The sequence below is a fragment of the Massilia sp. DWR3-1-1 genome (assembly GCF_049898325.1).
Lineage (GTDB): Bacteria > Pseudomonadota > Gammaproteobacteria > Burkholderiales > Burkholderiaceae_D > JAFCUW01.
On sequence record NZ_JAFCXL010000017.1, the window covers coordinates 38,613 to 58,123 of the forward strand.

General features: G+C 64.6%; 17 protein-coding genes. 11 read left to right on the top strand and 6 right to left on the bottom strand.

All coding sequences use genetic code 11. The features are described from left to right. Window positions 1-166: 166 nt before the first annotated feature. From ACP7EY_RS17525 to ACP7EY_RS17535, 3 genes are all read right to left on the bottom strand, one after another. Entirely contained in the window at window positions 167-1,258 is a 1,092-nt protein-coding gene (locus ACP7EY_RS17525) for an NAD(P)/FAD-dependent oxidoreductase (RefSeq protein ID WP_426195842.1), read from the bottom strand. Between the two features lie 36 nt (window positions 1,259-1,294). Continuing rightward, the gene (fdxA, locus tag ACP7EY_RS17530) at window positions 1,295-1,618 is read right to left on the bottom strand and encodes a ferredoxin FdxA (RefSeq protein WP_426112258.1); all 324 of its coding nucleotides are present in this window, start codon (window positions 1,616-1,618) and stop codon (window positions 1,295-1,297) included. 290 nt (window positions 1,619-1,908) lie between these two features. After that, window positions 1,909-3,384, bottom strand: coding sequence for a hypothetical protein (locus ACP7EY_RS17535; protein ID WP_426195844.1), 1,476 nt, complete (start codon window positions 3,382-3,384; stop codon window positions 1,909-1,911). Window positions 3,385-3,512: 128 nt separating this feature from the next. On the opposite strand from ACP7EY_RS17535, the gene ACP7EY_RS17540 reads away from it, so the two are divergent. Continuing rightward, the gene (locus ACP7EY_RS17540; RefSeq protein ID WP_426195846.1) at window positions 3,513-3,791 is read left to right on the top strand and encodes a polyhydroxyalkanoic acid system family protein; all 279 of its coding nucleotides are present in this window, start codon (window positions 3,513-3,515) and stop codon (window positions 3,789-3,791) included. 62 nt (window positions 3,792-3,853) lie between these two features. On the opposite strand, the gene ACP7EY_RS17545 is transcribed toward ACP7EY_RS17540, so the two are convergent. Continuing rightward, entirely contained in the window at window positions 3,854-4,111 is a 258-nt protein-coding gene (locus ACP7EY_RS17545) for an acyl-CoA-binding protein (protein WP_426195848.1), read from the bottom strand. A gap of 34 nt (window positions 4,112-4,145) precedes the next feature. After that, on the bottom strand, window positions 4,146-4,502 hold the full coding sequence (locus ACP7EY_RS17550; RefSeq protein ID WP_426195850.1) for an FKBP-type peptidyl-prolyl cis-trans isomerase: 357 nt from the start codon (window positions 4,500-4,502) through the stop codon (window positions 4,146-4,148). Window positions 4,503-4,709: 207 nt separating this feature from the next. Between ACP7EY_RS17550 and ACP7EY_RS17555 the strand changes: the two genes are divergently transcribed. The 6 genes from ACP7EY_RS17555 to ACP7EY_RS17580 all read left to right on the top strand — a co-directional run bounded on the left by ACP7EY_RS17555 (window position 4,710) and on the right by ACP7EY_RS17580 (window position 13,785). Next, window positions 4,710-5,687 (top strand): cytochrome D1 domain-containing protein, encoded by a 978-nt coding sequence (locus ACP7EY_RS17555; protein ID WP_426195852.1) that lies wholly within the window; start codon window positions 4,710-4,712, stop codon window positions 5,685-5,687. Window positions 5,688-5,691: 4 nt separating this feature from the next. Continuing rightward, window positions 5,692-6,477 carry a polysaccharide deacetylase family protein gene (locus ACP7EY_RS17560; RefSeq protein WP_426195854.1) on the top strand — a complete coding sequence of 262 codons (786 nt, stop codon included), beginning with the start codon at window positions 5,692-5,694 and terminating at the stop codon, window positions 6,475-6,477. Beyond that, complete coding sequence (locus ACP7EY_RS17565) at window positions 6,474-7,469, top strand: sterol desaturase family protein (protein WP_426195856.1); 996 nt, start codon at window positions 6,474-6,476, stop codon at window positions 7,467-7,469. The genes ACP7EY_RS17560 and ACP7EY_RS17565 overlap by 4 nt, the downstream gene beginning before the upstream one ends. Then, a complete protein-coding gene (locus tag ACP7EY_RS17570) occupies window positions 7,469-8,338 on the top strand; it encodes an EI24 domain-containing protein (RefSeq protein WP_426195857.1) in 870 nt (289 codons plus the stop codon). The genes ACP7EY_RS17565 and ACP7EY_RS17570 overlap by 1 nt, the downstream gene beginning before the upstream one ends. 336 nt (window positions 8,339-8,674) lie before the next feature. Beyond that, the gene (locus tag ACP7EY_RS17575) at window positions 8,675-12,340 is read left to right on the top strand and encodes a transglycosylase domain-containing protein (protein ID WP_426195859.1); all 3,666 of its coding nucleotides are present in this window, start codon (window positions 8,675-8,677) and stop codon (window positions 12,338-12,340) included. A gap of 86 nt (window positions 12,341-12,426) precedes the next feature. Continuing rightward, complete coding sequence (locus ACP7EY_RS17580) at window positions 12,427-13,785, top strand: TAXI family TRAP transporter solute-binding subunit (RefSeq protein WP_426195950.1); 1,359 nt, start codon at window positions 12,427-12,429, stop codon at window positions 13,783-13,785. Between the two features lie 4 nt (window positions 13,786-13,789). Here ACP7EY_RS17580 and ACP7EY_RS17585 read toward each other — a convergent pair whose 3' ends face one another. Further along, window positions 13,790-14,248, bottom strand: a complete 459-nt coding sequence (locus ACP7EY_RS17585; protein WP_426195861.1) for a rhodanese-like domain-containing protein — start codon at window positions 14,246-14,248, stop codon at window positions 13,790-13,792. A gap of 317 nt (window positions 14,249-14,565) precedes the next feature. Between ACP7EY_RS17585 and glnA the strand changes: the two genes are divergently transcribed. The 4 genes from glnA (at window position 14,566) to ntrC (ending at window position 19,382) form a co-directional block, all read left to right on the top strand. Continuing rightward, window positions 14,566-15,981, top strand: coding sequence for a type I glutamate--ammonia ligase (gene glnA, locus ACP7EY_RS17590; protein ID WP_426195863.1), 1,416 nt, complete (start codon window positions 14,566-14,568; stop codon window positions 15,979-15,981). Between the two features lie 174 nt (window positions 15,982-16,155). After that, on the top strand, window positions 16,156-16,659 hold the full coding sequence (locus ACP7EY_RS17595) for a DUF4124 domain-containing protein (protein ID WP_426195865.1): 504 nt from the start codon (window positions 16,156-16,158) through the stop codon (window positions 16,657-16,659). After that, entirely contained in the window at window positions 16,656-17,765 is a 1,110-nt protein-coding gene (glnL, locus tag ACP7EY_RS17600) for a nitrogen regulation protein NR(II) (protein WP_426195867.1), read from the top strand. Before ACP7EY_RS17595 ends, glnL begins: the two co-directional genes overlap by 4 nt. 69 nt (window positions 17,766-17,834) lie before the next feature. Then, on the top strand, window positions 17,835-19,382 hold the full coding sequence (gene ntrC, locus ACP7EY_RS17605) for a nitrogen regulation protein NR(I) (protein WP_426195869.1): 1,548 nt from the start codon (window positions 17,835-17,837) through the stop codon (window positions 19,380-19,382). The last annotated feature ends 129 nt before the right edge of the window (window positions 19,383-19,511 follow it).

The following is a 19,511-nucleotide window of genomic DNA, read 5'->3' on the forward strand; positions in this document are numbered from 1 at the left end:
ATTGACAAGTGCGAGGGCAGGAACTCTGCCCGCTGTCTGGACGGTCGTGCGTTGCGGCAGTCAATGTTTTATCACGATTTTTACCAACGCGTCGGTGGTCGAGCGCACATCCAAAAAAAATGCCCTGCAAGCAGGGCATTTGTATCCGTACGGAAACGGAACGTTGTTAGTCGAACACCGGCGTTTCGACGCCGAGGATCTTGTGCAATTTCGGCGACGTGGTCGTGTATTGCATGTGAATCTTTTTGTCCGGGAAGATGTAAGGCGCGGCGCCGAAGGCGGCCAGGGCCGCTTCGTGGAAGCCGGACAGGATCAGTTTCTTTTTGCCGGGGTAGGTGTTGATGTCACCGACCGCGAAAATGCCGGGCACATTGGTCTCGAATTTTTCCGTGCTGACCACTTTGAGCTGGCGCCGCTCGATATCGAGGCCCCAGTCGGCGATCGGGCCCAGTTTGGGCGACAGGCCAAAGAACACCAGCAGCATGTCCAGCGGCACGCGGCGGGTGACGCCGTCCGGTCCGGTGACCTTGATTTCGCTCAGCTGGCCGGCCTTGCTGTCGAACCCGGTGACCTGGCCCGTGATCAGCTGCATTTCGTAGGCGTCGCACAGGGCTTTCATTTTTGCCACCGAGGCGGGGGCCGCGCGGAAGTCGTCGCGGCGGTGCAGCAGCACCACCGATTCGGCCTTGCCGACAAAGTTCAGGGCCCAGTCGAGGGCGGAGTCGCCGCCGCCGCAGATGACCAGGTTCTTGCCTTCGAACAGGGCAGGTTCCTTGACGCGGTAGTGCAACTGGGTGCCTTCGAACGCTTCGATGCCGTCGACCTTGATGGTGCGGGCCTGGAACGAGCCCACGCCGGCGGCGATAAAAATCGTCTTGGTGATGAACCGCGTGCCGGTCGAGGTTTCGACGTTGAAGCGGCCGTCTTCACGGCGCTGCACGACAGTGACTTCCTGGCCCAGGTGGAACGTGGGCTCGAACGGCTCGATCTGCTTGAGCAGGTTGTCGGTCAGTTCCTGGCCGGTGCACACGGGGACGGCGGGAATGTCGTAGATGGGCTTGTCGGGATACAGTTCGACGCATTGGCCGCCGACGGCAGCGAGCGAATCGATGACGTGCGCTTTGATCTCGAGCAAGCCCAGTTCGAATACCTGGAACAGGCCGACGGGACCGGCGCCGATGATCACGGCATCGCTGTCGATGGCGCCTTCGAACGAACTGTTGGGAGCGACAATGGCCGCCTCGTGAGAAATTGTCATGCTTGAATTCCTGGTTTTTTTGAGAAGAACGGACGCTTAGCGCACCAGCTGGTCCAGCTTGTCCTTGACGTCTTTCCACTTTTCCGCGTCCGGCAGGGCCGGCTTGGTCTTGGTGATGGACGGCCAGTTGCGGGCCAGATCGACGTTGATCTTGATAAACTTGACCTGGTCGGCCGGCACGTCTTCCTCGGCGTAGATGGCATTCACGGGGCATTCGGCGACGCAGACTGCGCAGTCGATGCACTCGTCAGGGTCGATGGTGAGGAAATTTGGCCCTTCCCGGAAACAATCTACCGGGCACACATCGACGCAGTCCGTGTAGCGGCAGGCGATGCATGATTCGGTGACAACGTGGGTCATAACAGTCCTATCAAAGAATTGGGTAATGCGGGGGTATCGCGCCAAAAGCGGGCTGGAGATGAGTTCGCCAACCAAGGCAAAGCACTGTATTTTAAGGCAATTCGCTTTTTCCCACAATTGACGCGCCAGATACATTCAGCATAAGCATATACGGGCCGGCGGCGCGGCGCGCGGCCGGCCGGCCGATGGCGGCAGCGCCCGGGTGGGCAATGGCGGCTCGGTGCGGTACTGAAATCGGGCGAAAAATGGCGGGAAATGTGCGGGAAATGTGCGGAAAAGCGGGCGCTGGCTCAGCGCCGCGCCGCCGTGTCGATCATGGCGTCGCTGACCATTTCGGTCGCGCCGGTGCGCCCGTGCTCGGCACACCACCGGGCCAGGGCGGCCATTTCACCATCGAGCACGCTGTCGATGGCGTAATACTCGGCCAGGTTCATGGTGCCGCAGCACGCGCGCCGGTCCTGCTGCACGCCGGGCGCGTCCTTCACGTGCGCCGCCAGCACCACGGCGTCGGCGTGGTCTTCGCTCAGGGGCACGGGCGAGGTGACCACTTCGCGCACGGCGAAGCGGTTGCGGATGCTGTTGCGGTAGGCCACCGGTTTGCCATCCTCGAGCGACAGGCGCAGCATGGCGTTGACGACGTCGGCATACGCCGGGGCGATCTCGGGCGCCGCCACCAGCGCGCGCAGCACCAGCGCGCGCAGGTAAGCGCCCACTTCGTGCAGCACCAGCCCATCGTCGCGCAACAGGGGATCGCGCTCGGTGGCGAAGCAATCGGCCAGGATGTCGTAGACGGCGCCCGTAAATACCTGCGACAGGGCATGCACTTCGCTGCCCGCTTCGCTCATGGTGAGGTCATTGTCGGCGTTGCGCAGGCCGGTGGCGGTGCCCAGCGCCAGGCCGAACTGTTCGGCGATGTCGGCCAGGAAGGTCTTGTCGTGCAGGCGCGCCTTGGTCTGGGCGATCACCGCCTCGCACTGGTCCAGTTGCGACAGCGCCAGAAAAATCGCCGTCAGGTCGCCGAAGGACTCGTGCAGGCCGCCCGTCTGTGGCGGATTGTCCGCGTCCAGCCAGGCCGGCTTGAGGCCGTCGAGCACGGCGTGGCCCGTTTCGTGCGACACGATGTCGAACGAGCGGCAGGTGTAGACGCGGCTGCCGTCCTGATCGGACACGAAGTGGCCAAATTTCAGGCAGCACTGGGCGCGGCTGTAAAAGGCGTTCATCACGTTCGGCAAGCCGTAGGCGAATACCTGCAGGGGCGCCGTGTCGACGCTGCTGTTCCATTGCCACGGCAAGGGCATCGGATCGCCCGCCGCCGACAGCGCGCGCTGGTACATGGTGAGGGTCTGGCGCACCACGGCGAAGGCGTGGACGGCGTCGAACTGGGGGGTGTCGGCGGTGGTGACGAAGTCGCCGAACGCATTCGGGCTGACCGGGGCGATGGCCGGGTCGCTCGAGACGATCCGGGCGTCGCGGGGGCCGTCGAGTACCACGCCCGGCAAAAATGCCTTGCGGGTGCCGATTTCGCTGACCGAGGGATCCTGCTTCCACATCAGCACCCGGGCGCCGAAGGCAAATTGCAGGGGCACGGGAGAGGCGATGTCGGGCGCGTGCTGCTGGCCGGGCCCCAGGCTGCCGGGCCGCCCCGGCTGCTCGAGCAATTGCGCCGCCTTGCGGTGGGCGCGCCAGGCGGCAGTGGGGACCGGGACGGCCCCCGGCGCGGAAGCGGCCCCTGCCGGCCGCTGGCCGTCGCCATCGCGGGTGTCCATGTGCTCTCCTCGATCTATTTCCAAGGGGAATGATCGCGCCGCTTGCCATCCCCTTGCTTGAGATGCATCAAGGCATGGTGTTTCGATTAGAATGGCTGCCATTTATTTTAGGCAGGAAGACACACTTCATGGCAGACATCCACATCGTCCAGGCGCACGCGCTGAACCAGGAACAGGCGCGCCTGGCGGCCCAGGCCGTCACCGACAAGCTGGCGCGCGACTTCCAGCTGGTCTGCGTGTGGGATGGCGACACCCTGCGGTTCAAGCGCAGCGGCGTGGCGGGCGAGCTGGTGCTGACGGCGGGGAGGGCGGCAGTGGCCGTGCGGCTGGGGTTTCTGATGGGCGCGATGGCGCCGGCGATCAGGGCGAAACTGGCCGCCAGCATGAAGAAGGTGTTTGCGGGATAGCTGCGGCGCTTGCGAAAAAAATGGCGCCCGCGGGCGCCATTTTTACGGGACGGTCAGGTCGCTCACGCGTCCTTCAATTCCTCAATCAGGTCGACATACTGCTGCATCGCCGCCTCGTTCGAGGTGCCTTTCAAGCCGTCCCAGGCATCGAACTTGGCGCGCCCGACCATGTCGGTAAAGCCGGGACGCTCGCCCACGGCGTCGCCGTTGGCCGCTTGCTTGTACAGGCCGTAGATCTTCAACAAGGTCATGTTGTCGGGACGTTCGGGCAGGTTTTTCGAATCGGCCTGGGCCTGGACGAACTGGTCTTGCAAGCTCATGGAGTCTCCTGGAAAGTTAAGTCGAGCAGGCGATTCAGACGCCGAGCAGTTCGACGTCGAAAATCAGGGTGGCGTTGGGGGGAATCGCACCGCCCGCGCCGCGCGCGCCGTAGCCGAGGCTGGCAGGGATGGTCAGACGGCGCAGGCCGCCGATTTTCATGCCTTGCACGCCTTCATCCCAACCGCGGATGACCTGGCCGCCGCCCAGCGAGAAACGGAACGGGTCGTTGCGGTCCTTGCTCGAGTCGAATTTGTTGCCCTTGCTGCCGTCGTCGTTGCGCAGCCAGCCCGTGTAGTGGACGGTGACGTGCTGACCGGCTTTCGCTTCGGCGCCTTCGCCCGTGGTGACGTCTTCGTATTGCAGGCCCGAATCAGTGGTAATGGTGGACATGGTGTCGTTCTTTCATGGTCAAAGTGATGGGGGATTGTAGTGCAAGACGAAATAAACCGCCAACGATGCGCTGACGGGAGCTTGCCACAGCGACATCGTGGCCGTTTTCGCTGTTGCGGCGGGGCGCCGATTGTCGCAATGGAGCCCATGAGGGGGTGAATTTCCACGTAGAATATGCATTTTGGCCCTTTCGAGCGAAACCCCTCCATGCTGCGCTGTTTCAACCGGCTGTACTCGTCTTTCCTGTGTGTGGTCTTGCTGGGCTGTGTCGCATCTGCCCACGCCAATGTCGTCGTCATCCTCAATTCACGCGATGCCACCATCAAGCTGCTCGACCAGCAAACCTATGCCGAACTGGCCACCATCCCGGTCGGCAAGGAGCCGCACCACCTGATGGCCACGCCCGACAACAAGTCGGTGATCGTGGCCAGCTCGGTCGGCAACGAACTGATCTTTCTCGACCCCGTCACGGGCAAGATCCAGCGCACCATCAAGGATGTGCTCGATCCCTACCAGATCGGCTTCTCGCCCGATCAAAAATGGTTCGTCAGCGCCTCGCTGCGCCTGGACCGGGTCGACATCTACAAGTACGACGGCGCCAACCTGACCCTGAACAAGCGTATTCCGCTTGGCAAGCTGCCCAGCCACATGGCCTTCAACAAGGCCAGCGACACCGTCTTCATCACCCGCCAGGGCAGCGATGAGGTCAGCGCCATCGACCTGGTGACGCAAACGGTCAAGTGGACGATCCCGGTGGGCAAACTGCCGGCCGGTATCGTCATGACGCCGGACGACAAATACCTGTTGGTCGGCATCATGGGCGCCGATTACGTCGAAGTGATCGACTGGCGCACGCAAAAAACCGTCAAGCGCATCAAGGCCGGCGACGGCACCCACAATTTCCGCTCGCTGGGCGACAAGCGCCATACCTTCGTGTCGAACCGGGTGTCGAACACCATCAACATCATCGACCAGGTAACGCTCGAAAACGTCGGCACCATCAATGTGCCGGGCGGTCCCGACTGCATGGAGCTGACCAAGGATGGCAAGACCCTGTGGGTGACCTTGCGGTGGATCAAGAAGGTGGCCGTCATCGACGTCGCCAGCCGCAAGGTCCTCAAGCTCATTCCCGTCGGCCGTTCGCCGCACGGCGTGTTCTTCGCGGACGCGGCCGCGCGGCTGTGACGCCATGACTGCGCGCGCCAGCTGGGCCTGCGCCGTGGCCGCCTGTGCCGCCGTCGCCTCGGCGCCGCCCGCGCTGGCCGCCGACAGCGCCTGCCGCGGCACCATTTATCTCACCTTCGATACGGGCAGCCAGTCGCAGGCGGAACTGATCGCCGCGACCTTGCTGCGGCACCAGGTCAAGGCGACGTTTTTTCTGGCCAATGAAAAAACCACGCGGGGCGACTGGTCGCTCGATCCGTCCTGGGCGGCGTTCTGGAAGGCCCGCGTGGCCGAAGGGCACGCCTTCGGCAGCCACACTTTCGATCACGTGTATTACAAGGGCGATGCAGACGCCGGCGCGCTCCGCGTCAAGCCCCAGTTCGGCGCGCAGGCGGGCCAGAGCCTGCGCTGGACGCCGGCCCAGTATTGCAGCGAGATCGCGCGCGTCGACCAGCGCTTTCGCCAGTTGACGGGGCGCGCGCTCGACCCCATCTGGCGCGCACCGGGCGGCAAGATCTCGGCGCGCAGCATTGCCGCCGGCAAGGCCTGCGGCTACCAGCACTTCGGCTGGGCGCCGGCGGGCTTTTCCGGCGATGAAACGGCGAGCGAGGTGGTTTCCAACGCCACGCTGCTCAAGCAGTCGCTGGCGAATTTGCGCGACGGCGATATTTTCCTCGCCCATATGGGCATCTGGTCGCGCAAGGACCCATGGGCGCCGGCCAACCTCGACCCCCTGATCGTCGGCCTCAAGCAAAAACACCTGTGTTTCGCTACACTGCGTGAGCACCCCGACTTTCCGAAAGCGCCATGATGCAGTTTCTCATCGATCTGTTCGGCTCCGCCCAGGGCTGGCTGTTTGAACACGCCGTCGAACCGTTCCTGTTCGTCAGCGGCCTCGGCGAGTACACCGAGGAAGCCTTCGAAGGCACCGAGTGGTTCTTGATCGGCATGGTCGAACTGGCCGCCCTGTACCTGGTGCTGCGCCCGCTCGAAGCGCTGCTGCCCGTGCACCCCTTTCACGACAAGCGCGCGCGCCTGAACGATTTTCTCTACACCCTGGTGCACCGCCTCGGCCTGTTCCCGATCGCCATATTTTTCACCCTCGATCCCTTGATGGACCACCTGGCCGGCCTGCTGCGGCTCGAGGGCGTGCACCCGTTTAACCTGGAAGCCATGCTGCCGGGCCTGCCGGCGCTGGGCAGCTTCCTGCTCTACCTGGTGGTGCTCGATTTCTGCGATTACTGGTTCCACCGCGCCCAGCACCAGTTCGGCTGGTGGTGGGGCTTGCACAGCCTGCATCACAGCCAGCGCGACATGAACCTGTGGAGCGACAACCGCAACCACCTGCTCGACGATCTGCTGCGCGACATTTTCATGGCCATGGTGGCGCTGGCGATTGGCGTGCCGCCCGCCCAGTTCATCTTGCTGGTGTCGGTCTCGCGCATCGTCCAGAGTGTCCAGCACGCCAATGTGCGCATCCATTTCGGCGCCATCGGCGAGCGCTTGCTGGTCTCGCCCCGCTTTCACCGCACCCACCACGCGATCGGCGTCGGCCACGAGTCGAAGGGGCGTGGCTCGCTGGGCGGCTGCAACTTCGGCGTGCTGCTGCCCGTGTGGGACTTGCTGTTTCGCACCGCCCGCTTTGAACAGGGCTACGCCGACACGGGCGTGCGCGATCAGCTCGAGCGGGTCGATGCCAATGGCACCGTCGTCGCCGGGCGCAACTACGGCCGCGGCTTCTGGCAGCAGCAGTGGTACGGCCTGAAACGCATGGTCGAATTTGCCCGTCGGCGAGCGCGCTGATGCGCGCCGTCCTCGACGCCTTCGGGCGCGCGCTGGCGTCGCAATTTAGCGGCCGCATGCTGCTGCTGTCTGTGCTGCCCTGCCTGCTGTCGGTGGCCCTGTGGGCGGCGCTGCTCTATGTCGGCTTTCAACCGCTGGTCGACGCCGTCCAGGTCCTGTTTGCCGAACACGGCGCCTACGCCGCCAGCGCCGGCATGCTGGCCATGTTCGGCATGGGGGTGCTCAAAACGGTGGTGGTGCCGCTGGTGGCGATGCTGTTGCTGTTGCCCCTGATGATCTTTACGGCGCTGCTGTTCATGGGCTTGGCCGCCATGCCGGCCATCGGCCGCCATGTCGCGGCACGCCAGGCCAGCCGCCTGGGCCCGCTTGAAAAGAAAGCAGGCGGCAGCCTGGCGGGCAGCCTGGCCACCAGCCTGGGCGCGCTGGCCATCTTCGTCGTGCTGTGGCTGATCAGTCTGCCGCTGTACCTGCTGCCGCCCCTGTTCGTGGTCGCCCAGGTGTTGCTGTGGGGCTGGCTGACGGCGCGCGTGATGGCCTACGACGCGCTGGCCGAGTTTGCCAGCGTCGACGAGCGGCGCGTTCTGCTGCGCCAGCACCGCAAGGCGCTGCTGGCGATCGGCATGGTGTCGGGCGTGGCGGGCGCGCTGCCGGGCCTGGCGTGGATCGGCGGCGCGCTCATTTCCGTGTTGCTGTTCCCGGTGCTGGCGATCGTCTCGATCTGGCTCTACGTGGTGATTTTTATCTTCACCGGCCTGTGGTTCCAGCACTACCTGCTCACTGCCTTGCACGTGCTGCGCAGCGCCGCGGAGCAGGGCGAACGCCTGGACGCAAGCGGTCCTGGCCAGGGCCGCTCGCCGTTGCCGAACTGAACCGTCGCGCCCGATCTCCGCGCCCTGCCCGAAGCGGGCAATGATGCCCTCATGTGGTTTCGATAATGCCTGGCGGCCTCGTCGCCACGGGCGCCGTTGTTTTTTTGCGAAAAAAATCCGGCGCGCGGTTTTTTGTCGTTCCTGCCCACGTACGCACAGTTCCGATGTGGTGCAATGGTAGCCGCGCGAGCGCCTCGTCCGAACCCGGATGCGAGGTGCGCTTGCAGCGGCTCCACCGGTGCAGGTAAACCCATGCAAGGATGGCGACGGGTCGCCTGCGATCATCGCCTGCGGCATGGAGCCGCAGAACGTTAGAATTACATTGGTTGAGCCATCATGGAAAGTCAGACACACACCTCCCAGAACGCCGGCGCCGCCGCCGTTCGCCAGGGCCAGACCAGCAACGGGGGCGACACCGCCGAGCGCATCGAGCCCGGTTTTGGTGCCGATACGGACGTCGCCGAAATCACCGTCGATGAGCGCGGCGACGCCGCCCTCGCTGACGCGGCCGTCGTGCCTGCGATCGCGCCGGTGCCCGTGCCACCGGCCGCGCCGCCCGTAGCGGACGCGCCGGCACCCGTGCCGCCCAAGCGGCGCCGCCGTTTCAAGCTGGTGCTGGCCCTGGTGCTGCTGATCCTGATCGCGCTGGCGGCCTGGTGGGTGGTGGACGAATCGCGCACCTCGGCGATGCAGGCGAAGGTGTTTTCCCAGATGGCCCGTAAAATTTCCTGGAAGCTCGAACCGGGCCCCAGCAACGCCATCCGCTTCCCCTCCGACAGCCCGTACGACGAGCGGCTCGGCTACGCCAAGCTGCCCGACTACCTGGCCAAACTCAAAGGGCACGATTACGTCGTCACGGCGCAGGCGCGGATGTCGCCGAAAATGCTGGAACTGGCCGACCGGGGGGTGTTTTCCACCTACCGCGAAAAGACCCGCGTCGGTCTCGACATCCGCGACGGCGGCGGCGAGCCGCTGTTCAGCGCGCGCTTCCCCGAGCGCGTGTACGACAATTTTGCCGCCACCCCGATGCCGCTGGTGAGCAGCCTGCTGTTCATCGAAAACCGCGAACTGCTCGATCCCACCTATCCGAAACGCAATCCGGCGATCGAATGGGACCGCTTCAGCAAGGCCGTGTTCGACAAGTCCGTGCACACCGTCACCGGCGGCGACAAGCGCGTCTCCGGCGGCAGCACGCTGGCCACCCAGATCGAAAAATACCGCCACTCGCCCGACGGGCGCACCGGTTCGCTCCAGGACAAGCTGCGCCAGATGTTCTCGGCCACGCTGCGCGCCTACCAGGGCGGCGAAGACACCACCAATGCGCGCCGCCAGATCGTCGTCGAATACATCAACACGGTGCCCCTGTCGGCCAAGCTCGGTTACGGCGAAGTCAATGGCATCGGCGATGGCATGTGGGTCTGGTACGGGCGCGATTTCGCCACTGTCAACAGCGCCCTCAAGGGGGCCATCGACAGCCCCGAGGCGGCGCTGGTCTACAAGGAAGCGCTCAGCCTGTTCATCGCCCAGCGCCGTCCGGCCCACTACCTGGGCGCCGGCGCCACCGACCTCGAAGAGCTGACCAACACCCACCTACGCGTGCTGGCCGCCGCCGGCGTCATCACGCCGCGCCTGCGCGACCTGGCCGCCAGGCAGAAACTGCACCCGGCCGCCGGCACCGGCATCGCGCCGCCAGCGGCCAACAGCTTTACCACGCGCAAGGCGGCCAACGCCGTACGCACCCACCTGGCCGGTTTGCTGGGCGACACCCGCTTGTACGACCTCGACCGGCTCGACCTGTCGGTGGCCAGCACCTTGAATGCGGCCGCGCAAAAGGCCGTCACCGAGCGCCTGCGCAGCCTGCGCGACACCGAAACGGCGACCGCCGCCGGCCTGACCGGCAAGGGCATGCTGGGCAACGGCAATCCGGCCAACGTGGTCTACAGCTTCACCCTGATCGAGAAGGGCGCCACCGCCAATTACCTGCGCGTGCAGACCGACAACTACGACCAGCCGCTCGACATCAACGAGGGCGCCAAACTGGACCTCGGTTCCACCGCCAAGCTGCGCACGCTGGTGTCCTATCTCGACATCGTCGACCAGTTGCACAAGCGCTTTGAACCGATGTCGACGGCCGAACTGCGCAAGGTGGTGGCGGACCCGAAAGACCGCATGAGCTTGTGGGGCCAGGACTATTTCCTCACCCTCAAGAGCGGCGCCGACCGGGGCCTGCGTCCCATGCTCGACGCGGCCATGGACCGCACGTATTCGGGCAACCCCGGCGAAGGCTTCTTCACGGGCGGCGGCCTGCACCACTTCGGCAACTTCAGCAAACTCGACGACGCGCGCATCCTGACCGTCCACCAGGCGCTGCAAAATTCCACCAACCTGGTGTTCGTGCGGCTGATGCGCGACGTCGTGCGCTACTACATGTTCCAGCTGCCCGGTTCGTCCGCGGCCTTGCTGGCCGACGCCGACGATCCCCGCCGCGCCGAGTACCTGGCCCGCTTTGCCGACCGCGAAGGGCGCGAATTCCTCGCCCGCTTCTTCAACAAGTACAAGGGCAAGTCGCCCCAGGACGCGGAAAAAGTACTGCTGGCGAGTTTCCGCCCCACCGCCTCGCGCCTGGCCGCCGTCCATCGCACCGTGTTCCCGGAGCAGACCCTGGCGCAATTTAGCGCCTTCGTCACCGGCAACCTGCCGTCGGCCAACGAGCTGCCGCCCGAGCGCCTGCCCAAGCTGTACGAGCAGTACGCGGCGGCCAATATGTCGCTGGCCGACCGTGGCTATGTGTCCTCGTTGCATCCGCTCGAACTGTGGGTGGTGGGCTACCTGCGCACGCACCAGAACGCCGGCTGGAAAGAAGTGGCCGACGCCAGCGTCAAGGAACGCCAGGAAGTCTATGCGTGGCTGTTCAACACCCACCGCAAGCATGCCCAGGACAGCCGCATCGCCGGCCTGCTGGAAGTGGAAGCGTTCCTGAAAATCCACGCGCAGTGGAAAAAAATGGGCTACCCCTTCGATTCGCTGGTGCCGTCGTACGCGACGACGCTGGGCGCCTCGGCGGACCGGCCGGCGGCGCTGGCGGAAATGATGGGCATCATCGTCAACGGCGGCGTGCGCAAGCCCGTGCAGAAAATCGACGCCCTGCATTTCGCCGCCGGCACGCCGTACGAAACCGTCGTCGAACACGCCAAGGCAGACAAGTTCGAGCAGGTCATTGCCCCGGAAGTGGCACGCACGGCCGCCGACGCCATCCGCGAAGTGGTGGCCATCGGCACGGCCAAGCGCGTCAAGTCGGCCTTCGTGGGCGCCGATGGCAACATCATCCTGGTCGGCGGCAAGACCGGCACGGGCGACCAGCGCTTCGACGTGTATGGCGCGGGCGGACGGCTGATCGAATCGCGCTTCGTGAACCGCTCGGCCACGTTCGTGTTCAATATTGGCGAGCGTTTCTTTGGCAGCATGACGGCCTATGTGCACGGCCCCGACGCCGCCAACTACGACTTTACCAGCGCCTTGCCGGTGCAATTGCTGGTGTCGCTGGCGCCCACCCTGATGCCGATGATCGATCCGGCCGCGGCGGCCAAGGCGGCACTGGTGGCCGAGGAAGCGGCAGCGGCGAAAGCTGCCGCCGCCGCCGCGGCGCTGCTGGCGCCACCGGTGGCGAGCGCCGCTGTCAAGCCAGCGCTGGCCGACGAGGCCAAGCCGGCGCCCAAGGTAAGCGACGAGGAGGCGCTGGCGAAGAAAAAAGCGGCCGACAAGAAAGCGGCTGACAAGAAAGCGGCTGACAAAAAAGCGGCCGACAAAAAGGCTGCTGACGAAGCCGATGGCGACAAGAAGCCAATCGACAAGAAACCAGTCGACAAGAAACCAGTCGACAAGAAGCCAGCCGACAAGAAGCCAGTCGAGAACAAGGCCGCCGACAAGAAGCCCGCCGACAGCAAGCCGGCCGCCGATAAAAAAACCGTCAAGCCCGCCCCACGGCCGCAAGAATTGTTTTAAGAAGCGGCGTGGGGGAGGCGTCGTTCGCTTGCATCTTGCGCCGTTTGTTGGCATGGTAGCCCCCCATGAAGCCACCACGCCAACTGATGTCACGGATCCGTAAATTCACCCAGTTCTCGCTGCGCGACCTGGTCGCCACCGCCGGCCCCACCATGCTGCTGGTGGGTGGCCTGTGCCTGCTCGCCTACGTCATCGTCGATCCGGCGCCGCCGCGCCAGGTGCGGCTGGCCACCGGCCAGGAAAACAGCGCCTACGACGGCTTCGGCAAAAAATATGCGGCGCAGCTGGCGAAGGACCGCATCAAGGTCACCCTGGTGCCCTCGCTCGGTTCGCAAGAAAACCTGCAGCGCCTGCAGGAGGGCACGGTCGATGTCGCGTTCGTGCAGAGCGGCTCGACCGACGAGCTCGAGGCCCAGCGCAAGGGCCTGGTCTCGCTGGGCAGCCTGTTCACGGAACCCGTGTGGCTGTTCCTGCGCGATTCCGTCAAGGCGACCCAGCTGAGCGAGATGAAGGGCCTGAACATCAATCTGGGGCCGGAAGGCACGGGCGTGCCGAAACTGTTCAAGCAGGTGCTCGCGCTCAATGGCGTGGCGCCGGAAGAACTGCGCCTCGGCGCGCTGGAAAACACCCCCGCCACGGTGGAACTGCTGGCCGGGCGCATCGACGGCCTGGTGTTTTCATCGGGCCCCGACGCGCTGCTGGTGCAGATGCTGCTGCAAACACCGGGTATCCGGCTGGCCAATTTCGACCAGGCAGAAGCCTATGCGCGGCGCCTGCCTTTCCTCGAGCACGTGGTGCTGCCGCGCGGCATTGTCGACCTGGGCCGCGACCTGCCGCCGCGCGACTATCACCTGATCGCCCCCACCGCCACCCTGGTGGCGCGCAGCGACCTGCATCCGGCGCTGATCGAATTATTTGTCCAGGCCGCCAGCGACATCCATGGCGGCGCCGGCTGGTTCCAGCGCCAGGGGCAGTTTCCATCAAGCCAGTACACGGAGATTCCCGTGGCGCGCGAGGCGGCCAAGTTCTACAAGGACGGTGCGCCGCTGCTGCAGCGCTATATGCCGTTCTGGGTCGCCAATCTGTTCGACCGCCTGTGGGTGGTGGTGGTGGCGCTGGCGGCGCTGATCCTGCCGTTTTCGAAAGTGGTGCCGCCCCTGTACGTGTGGCGCATCAAGTCGCGCCTGTACCGCTGGTATGGCCAATTGCGCGCGGTCGAGCAGGCGCTCGACGAAGCCGCCGCCGACCAGCGCGCCGGCGTGTGCACGGGCTTGCTCGCGCGTCTCGACGACATCGAGGAGCGCGTCAACCGCCTGTCGATTCCGCTGGCATTCGCCGACAATCTGTACGGCTTGCGCAGTCACATCAATTTCGTGCGGCAGCGCGTCAACGCCAGCCTGAAGGCGGCGCAGCCGGCTCCGGAGCCGGAGCCGGCGCGCGTTTAGGTTCTTAGCCGCCGATCCACGGCAGCCCCGCGTGGCACCAGCCCCCGCTGGTCTTGCGGTGGCCGGCGCTGTCCTTGTCGCCCTCGAAGCCTTCGAGGATATCGAAGGCATTGCTGTAGCCGTGCTCGGTGGCCAGCTTGGCCGCGTGGCGCGAGCGCACCCCCGAACGGCACAGGAACAGCAACACGTTGTCGCGGGCGGCGATGGCGCCGAGCTGCTCGATAAACTGGGGATTGACCACGCCGCTGGGCCAGCTGGTCCATTCGACCGCCATGTGCTGGCCGGGCGGCAACGCCACCTGGCCAACCCAGTGGCGTTCGGCGTTGGTGCGCACGTCGACCAGCCTGGCGCCTGGCTGCAGGCGCAGCAGCTCCCACGCTTCGGCCGGCGTGACGGCGCCCGCATACGGTTGGTCGGCGCCGCGCGAGCGGGCGATGGCTAACAGCTGTTCGGTGGTGCTCATGAGTCATTCCCATCATGGAAAGTGGCGCGGCGGCGATCAGGCGATTATATGACGACGGCGGCGCACCACGCTTGTGGGGCGGTCCGCACCATGGCGGTGCCAGTCTGTGTTGACGCACCATGGTGGTGCATTTAGTTGGTGCATTTTCACGCACCCCGGATCACGGATGGGGCCGTTTGGCCCCGAGCCGCCGTAATTCGCCGCAAAAAGTTCCCTCCCGATCAGCGCTCCCGCTGGCATGGATTCTGCTAAGATTGTCCTTGTGTTTGCGCCGCTGCAAGGCTGGTGCACCCCTTATTTCATTTAGGAGATTTTGAATGGCAAAGACCGCCGCAGAAGTGTTGAAGATGGCCGAAGAGCACGAAGTCAAGTTTGTTGATTTCCGTTTTGCTGATACCCGCGGTAAAGAGCAGCACGTCACCGTGCCGGTTTCGCACTTCGATCTCGATAAATTCGAGTCGGGCCACGCCTTCGACGGCTCGTCGATCGCCGGCTGGAAAGGGATCGAAGCATCGGACATGATCCTGATGCCGGACCCGAACACCGCCAACATCGACCCGTTCATGGAAGAAACCACCATGTTCATGCAGTGCGACGTCATTGAACCGTCGGACGGCAAGGGTTACGACCGCGATCCCCGCTCGATCGCCAAGCGCGCCGAAGCGTACTTGAAATCGTCCGGCCACGGCGACACCGCCTATTTTGGTCCCGAGCCAGAATTTTTCATCTTTGATTCGGTGCGCTGGAAAGTCGACATGTCGGGTTGCTTCGTCAAGATCGATTCAGACGAAGCTTCGTGGTCGACCGACGCCAAGACCGAAGGCGGCAACAGCGGCCACCGTCCGACCGTCAAGGGCGGCTACTTCCCCGTGCCACCGGTCGACTCGTTCCAGGACATGCGTTCGGAAATGTGCCTGATTCTTGAGTCGCTGGGCATTCCCGTCGAAGTGCACCACCACGAAGTGGCCGGCGCCGGCCAGAATGAAATCGGCACCCGCTTCTCGACCCTGGTCGAGCGCGCCGACTGGACCCAGAACCTGAAATACGTGGTGTGGAACGTGGCCCACAGCTACGGCAAGACCGCCACCTTCATGCCAAAACCGATCGTTGGCGACAACGGCTCGGGCATGCACGTGCACCAGTCGATCTGGAAAGACGGCAAGAACCTGTTCGCCGGCGACGGCTATGCGGGCCTGTCGGAAACGGCGCTGTTCTACATCGGCGGCATCATCAAGCATGCCAAGGCCCTCAACGCCATCACCAACCCAGGCACCAACTCGTACAAGCGCCTGGTGCCAGGTTTCGAAGCCCCCGTCAAACTGGCGTACTCGGCCCGTAACCGCTCGGCCTCGATCCGCATTCCGCACGTGGCCAATCCAAAAGGCCGCCGTATCGAAACGCGTTTCCCGGACCCGCTGGCCAACGTCTACCTGTGCTTCGCCGCGCTGCTGATGGCCGGTCTCGACGGTATCGCCAACAAGATCCACCCGGGCGAAGCGGCCACCAAAGACCTGTACCATCTGCCGCCTGAAGAAGACGCGCTGATCCCGACGGTGTGCTCGTCGCTGGAAGAAGCCCTCGACGCGCTCAACAAGGACCGCGAGTTCCTCACCCGCGGCGGCGTGTTCAGCGATTCGATGATCGATGCCTACATCGAACTGAAAATGCAGGACGTCCAGCGCATGCGCATGACGACCCACCCGGCCGAATTCGACATGTACTACTCGCTGTAAGAAGGCGGCTTGTTTCGCTGCCAACAGACCTGGTCTGAACGGCATCGAAACGGGCGCAGCGGTGGTAAAGCGCGGCGAAAGCGACAGCTTTCGCCGCGCTTTTTTGCGTTTCAGGTATATTCGGGCTGAGCCTATTTTGCGCACGCGCAGCGTGCCTGACTATTGATGATGTATATGACAAGCCGCCCGTACGTCCATGCCTTCGCCGCCCTGGCGGCGTTGCTGGCCACGGCGGCGCACGCCGACACCACCATCTACAAATGCGTCGATGCCGATGGCCGCATCGAATTTACCGATACGCCCAAGCGCAACTGCAAGAGCCTCGATTTGCCCAGCACCATCGTGGCGCCCCCGAAGGCGCGCAGCGGACCGGCCACCGGCGCCGGGCGCGCGCCCACCCCGGCGGCAGCGGCGCCGGCCGACTTTCCCAAGGTGTCGAGCTACCAGCAGAAGGGGCGCGACGACGAGCGCCGCGCCATCCTCAACGAGGAACTGCGCAACGAAGAAAAGAAACTGGCCGAGTTGCGCCGCGAATTCAACGGCGGCGAACCTGAGCGCCAGGGCAATGAACGCAACTACGCCAAGTACCAGGAGCGCGTGGTCCAACTGAAAGACAGCATCGGCCGCGCCGAAAAGAACATCGACGCCCTGAAACGAGAGATTGCCAATATCAAATGAGTCCCCCCGCGCCCGCCACCCCGTCGTCCCTTGCTGCCAGCGCCGCCATCGCCGCGCGCCTGGGCGGCCTCGAATTGCTGGCCTCCGGCGTGCTGCTGGTCGGCGCCGACGACAACATTCGCTACGCCAACCCTGCCGCCGAACACCTGCTCGACAATTCCGCCCGCGTGCTGGTGCGCAGCCACCTGTGCCAGCTGTTCGTCAATGCCGACGAATTGCGCAATCTGTGCCGCCAGGCGCTGGCCCACCAGTACACCGACCTGCGCCAGGACCTGTCGCTCGAGCGGCTGGGGCGCGAGCCCTTGCAGGTGCACTCGATCGTCAGCGCCGTGGGCGACGATGAAGTGCTGGTCGAACTGCGCGAAAACGTGCAGCAATTAAAGCTCGACCGCGAGGAGCGCATCCTCGATCAGAGCCAGGTCAACAAGGAACTCATTCGCAACCTGGCCCACGAGATCAAGAACCCGCTGGGCGGCATCCGTGGCGCCGCCCAGTTGCTCGAACTCGAATTGCCCGAGGCGCACCTGTCGGCCCTGCGCGAGTACACCCAGGTCATCATCAAGGAAGCGGACCGCCTGCAAACCCTGGTCGACCGCCTGCTGGCGCCGCACCGGCGCCCGCACATCGTCGGCGACGTCAACATCCACGAAGTGTGCGAACGGGTGCGCAGCCTGATGCTGGCCGAGTTTCCCAGCGGTCTGGCGATTCGGCGCGACTACGACGCCTCGATTCCCGAGTTCCGGGGCGACAAGGAACAGCTGATCCAGACGGTCCTGAACATCACCCGCAACGCCGCCCAGGCGCTGTCGGCGCGCATCGAAGCCGGTGACGCCGAGCTCGTCATGCGCACGCGGGTGGCGCGCCAGATGACCCTGGCGAAGGTCCGTTATGGGCTGGCATTAGACTTGCATATCATTGACAATGGACCGGGCATCTCGCCGCAGATCCGCGACCGTATTTTCTACCCGCTGGTGTCGGGCAGGGAAGGCGGCAGCGGCCTGGGGCTGACATTGGCGCAAACCTTCGTGCAGCAGCATCTGGGTGTGATCGAATGCGAGAGCCGGCCTGGATTGACGGATTTCCGGATTTTGCTGCCCCTGCCATAAGCGCGGCGTGGCGCCGGACCTCTAGATCCCACATCATTGAAGATCCAAAATGCGGGAAAGCGCCATTACATGAAACCAATCTGGATTGTCGACGACGACGCCTCCATCCGCTGGGTGCTGGAAAAAGCCCTGGCGCGCGAAAACCTCGCCACGCGCAGCTTTGCCAACGCTCGCGACGCCATCGCCGCACTCGAGACCGACACGCCGCAAGTGCTGGTGTCGGACATCCGCATGCCCGGTGAGTCGGGCCTGACCCTGCTGCAGGAAGTCAAGACGCGCTTCCCGGGCTTGCCGGTGATTATCATCACGGCCTTCTCCGACCTCGACTCGGCCGTTGCTGCCTTTCAGGGCGGCGCCTTCGAATACCTGGCCAAGCCCTTCGACATCGACAAGGCCGTCGAACTGATCCGCCGCGCCCTCGAAGAGAGCCTGCGCGAGACCAGCGTCGAGTCGGCGCCCGCCGACACCCCGGAAATCCTGGGCCAGGCGCCGGCCATGCAGGAGGTATTCCGCGCCATCGGCCGCCTGTCGCAGTCAAACGTGACGGTGCTCATCACGGGTGAATCGGGCACCGGCAAGGAACTCGTCGCGCGCGCCCTGCACAAGCACAGCCCGCGCGCCGGCCAGCCTTTCATTGCCCTCAACACGGCGGCGATCCCCAAGGACCTGCTCGAGTCGGAACTGTTCGGCCACGAGCGGGGCGCCTTCACGGGCGCCCAGGCGACCCGGCGCGGCCGTTTTGAACAGGCCGAGGGCGGCACCCTTTTTCTCGACGAAATCGGCGACATGCCCTTCGATTTGCAGACGCGCCTGTTGCGGGTGCTGTCGGACGGCCATTTCTACCGGGTGGGCGGACACCAGCCCATGAAAGCGTCGGTGCGCGTCATTACCGCCACCCACCAGAACCTCGAGCAGCGCGTGCGCGACGGTTTGTTCCGCGAAGATTTATTTCACCGCCTCAATGTGATCCGCCTGCGCCTGCCCAGTTTGCGGGAGCGGCGCGAAGACATCCCCATTTTGGTGCGCCACTTTCTGGTGCAAAGCGCCCACCAGCTGGGTGTCGAGGTCAAGCGCATGAGCGACGTGGCGATGCACTTTTTGGCCAGCCGCGATCTGCCGGGCAATGTGCGCCAACTGGAAAACCTGTGCAACTGGATCACCGTGATGGCGCCCGGTCAGACCGTCGAGGTCAAGGACTTGCCACTGGAACTGACCCAGGGCCAGGAGACGCCGTCGGAATGGGCCTCGAGTGCGCCGACGCCGTCCTCGCTGGCCGCTGCCGTACCGGCTTCGCCGCTGGGCGGCCAGACGGGCGGCGACGTGCGGCCCCTGCCAGTACCGTTGACGCTGCCGGGATCGATCACCACGCTGGCCCAACTGGGCGCCGCTGGCGGCTGGGTCGGCCTGCTCGAGTTGCAGGCGGCGTCGATGCTCAGCGCCGGCCAGTCCGAGGTGATGGACGTACTGGGCAAGCAGTTCGAGTCGGCGCTGATCAAGACGGCGCTCAAGCACACGCACGGCCGCAAGAACGACGCCGCGGTGCGCCTGGGCATCGGCCGCAACACCATCACCCGCAAGATCGCCGAACTGGGGATCGACGGGGCGCGCGAAGAGTAGACCATCAAGCAAAAGTGAACCCTTACTTTTGCTTGGGTTAGTCAGATAAAAATGCCCTCGGCAAAGCCGAGGGCATTTTCAGTTTACGCAAACCCGATGCTGTTCATGCTTCGCCTCGGGGGCCATTGA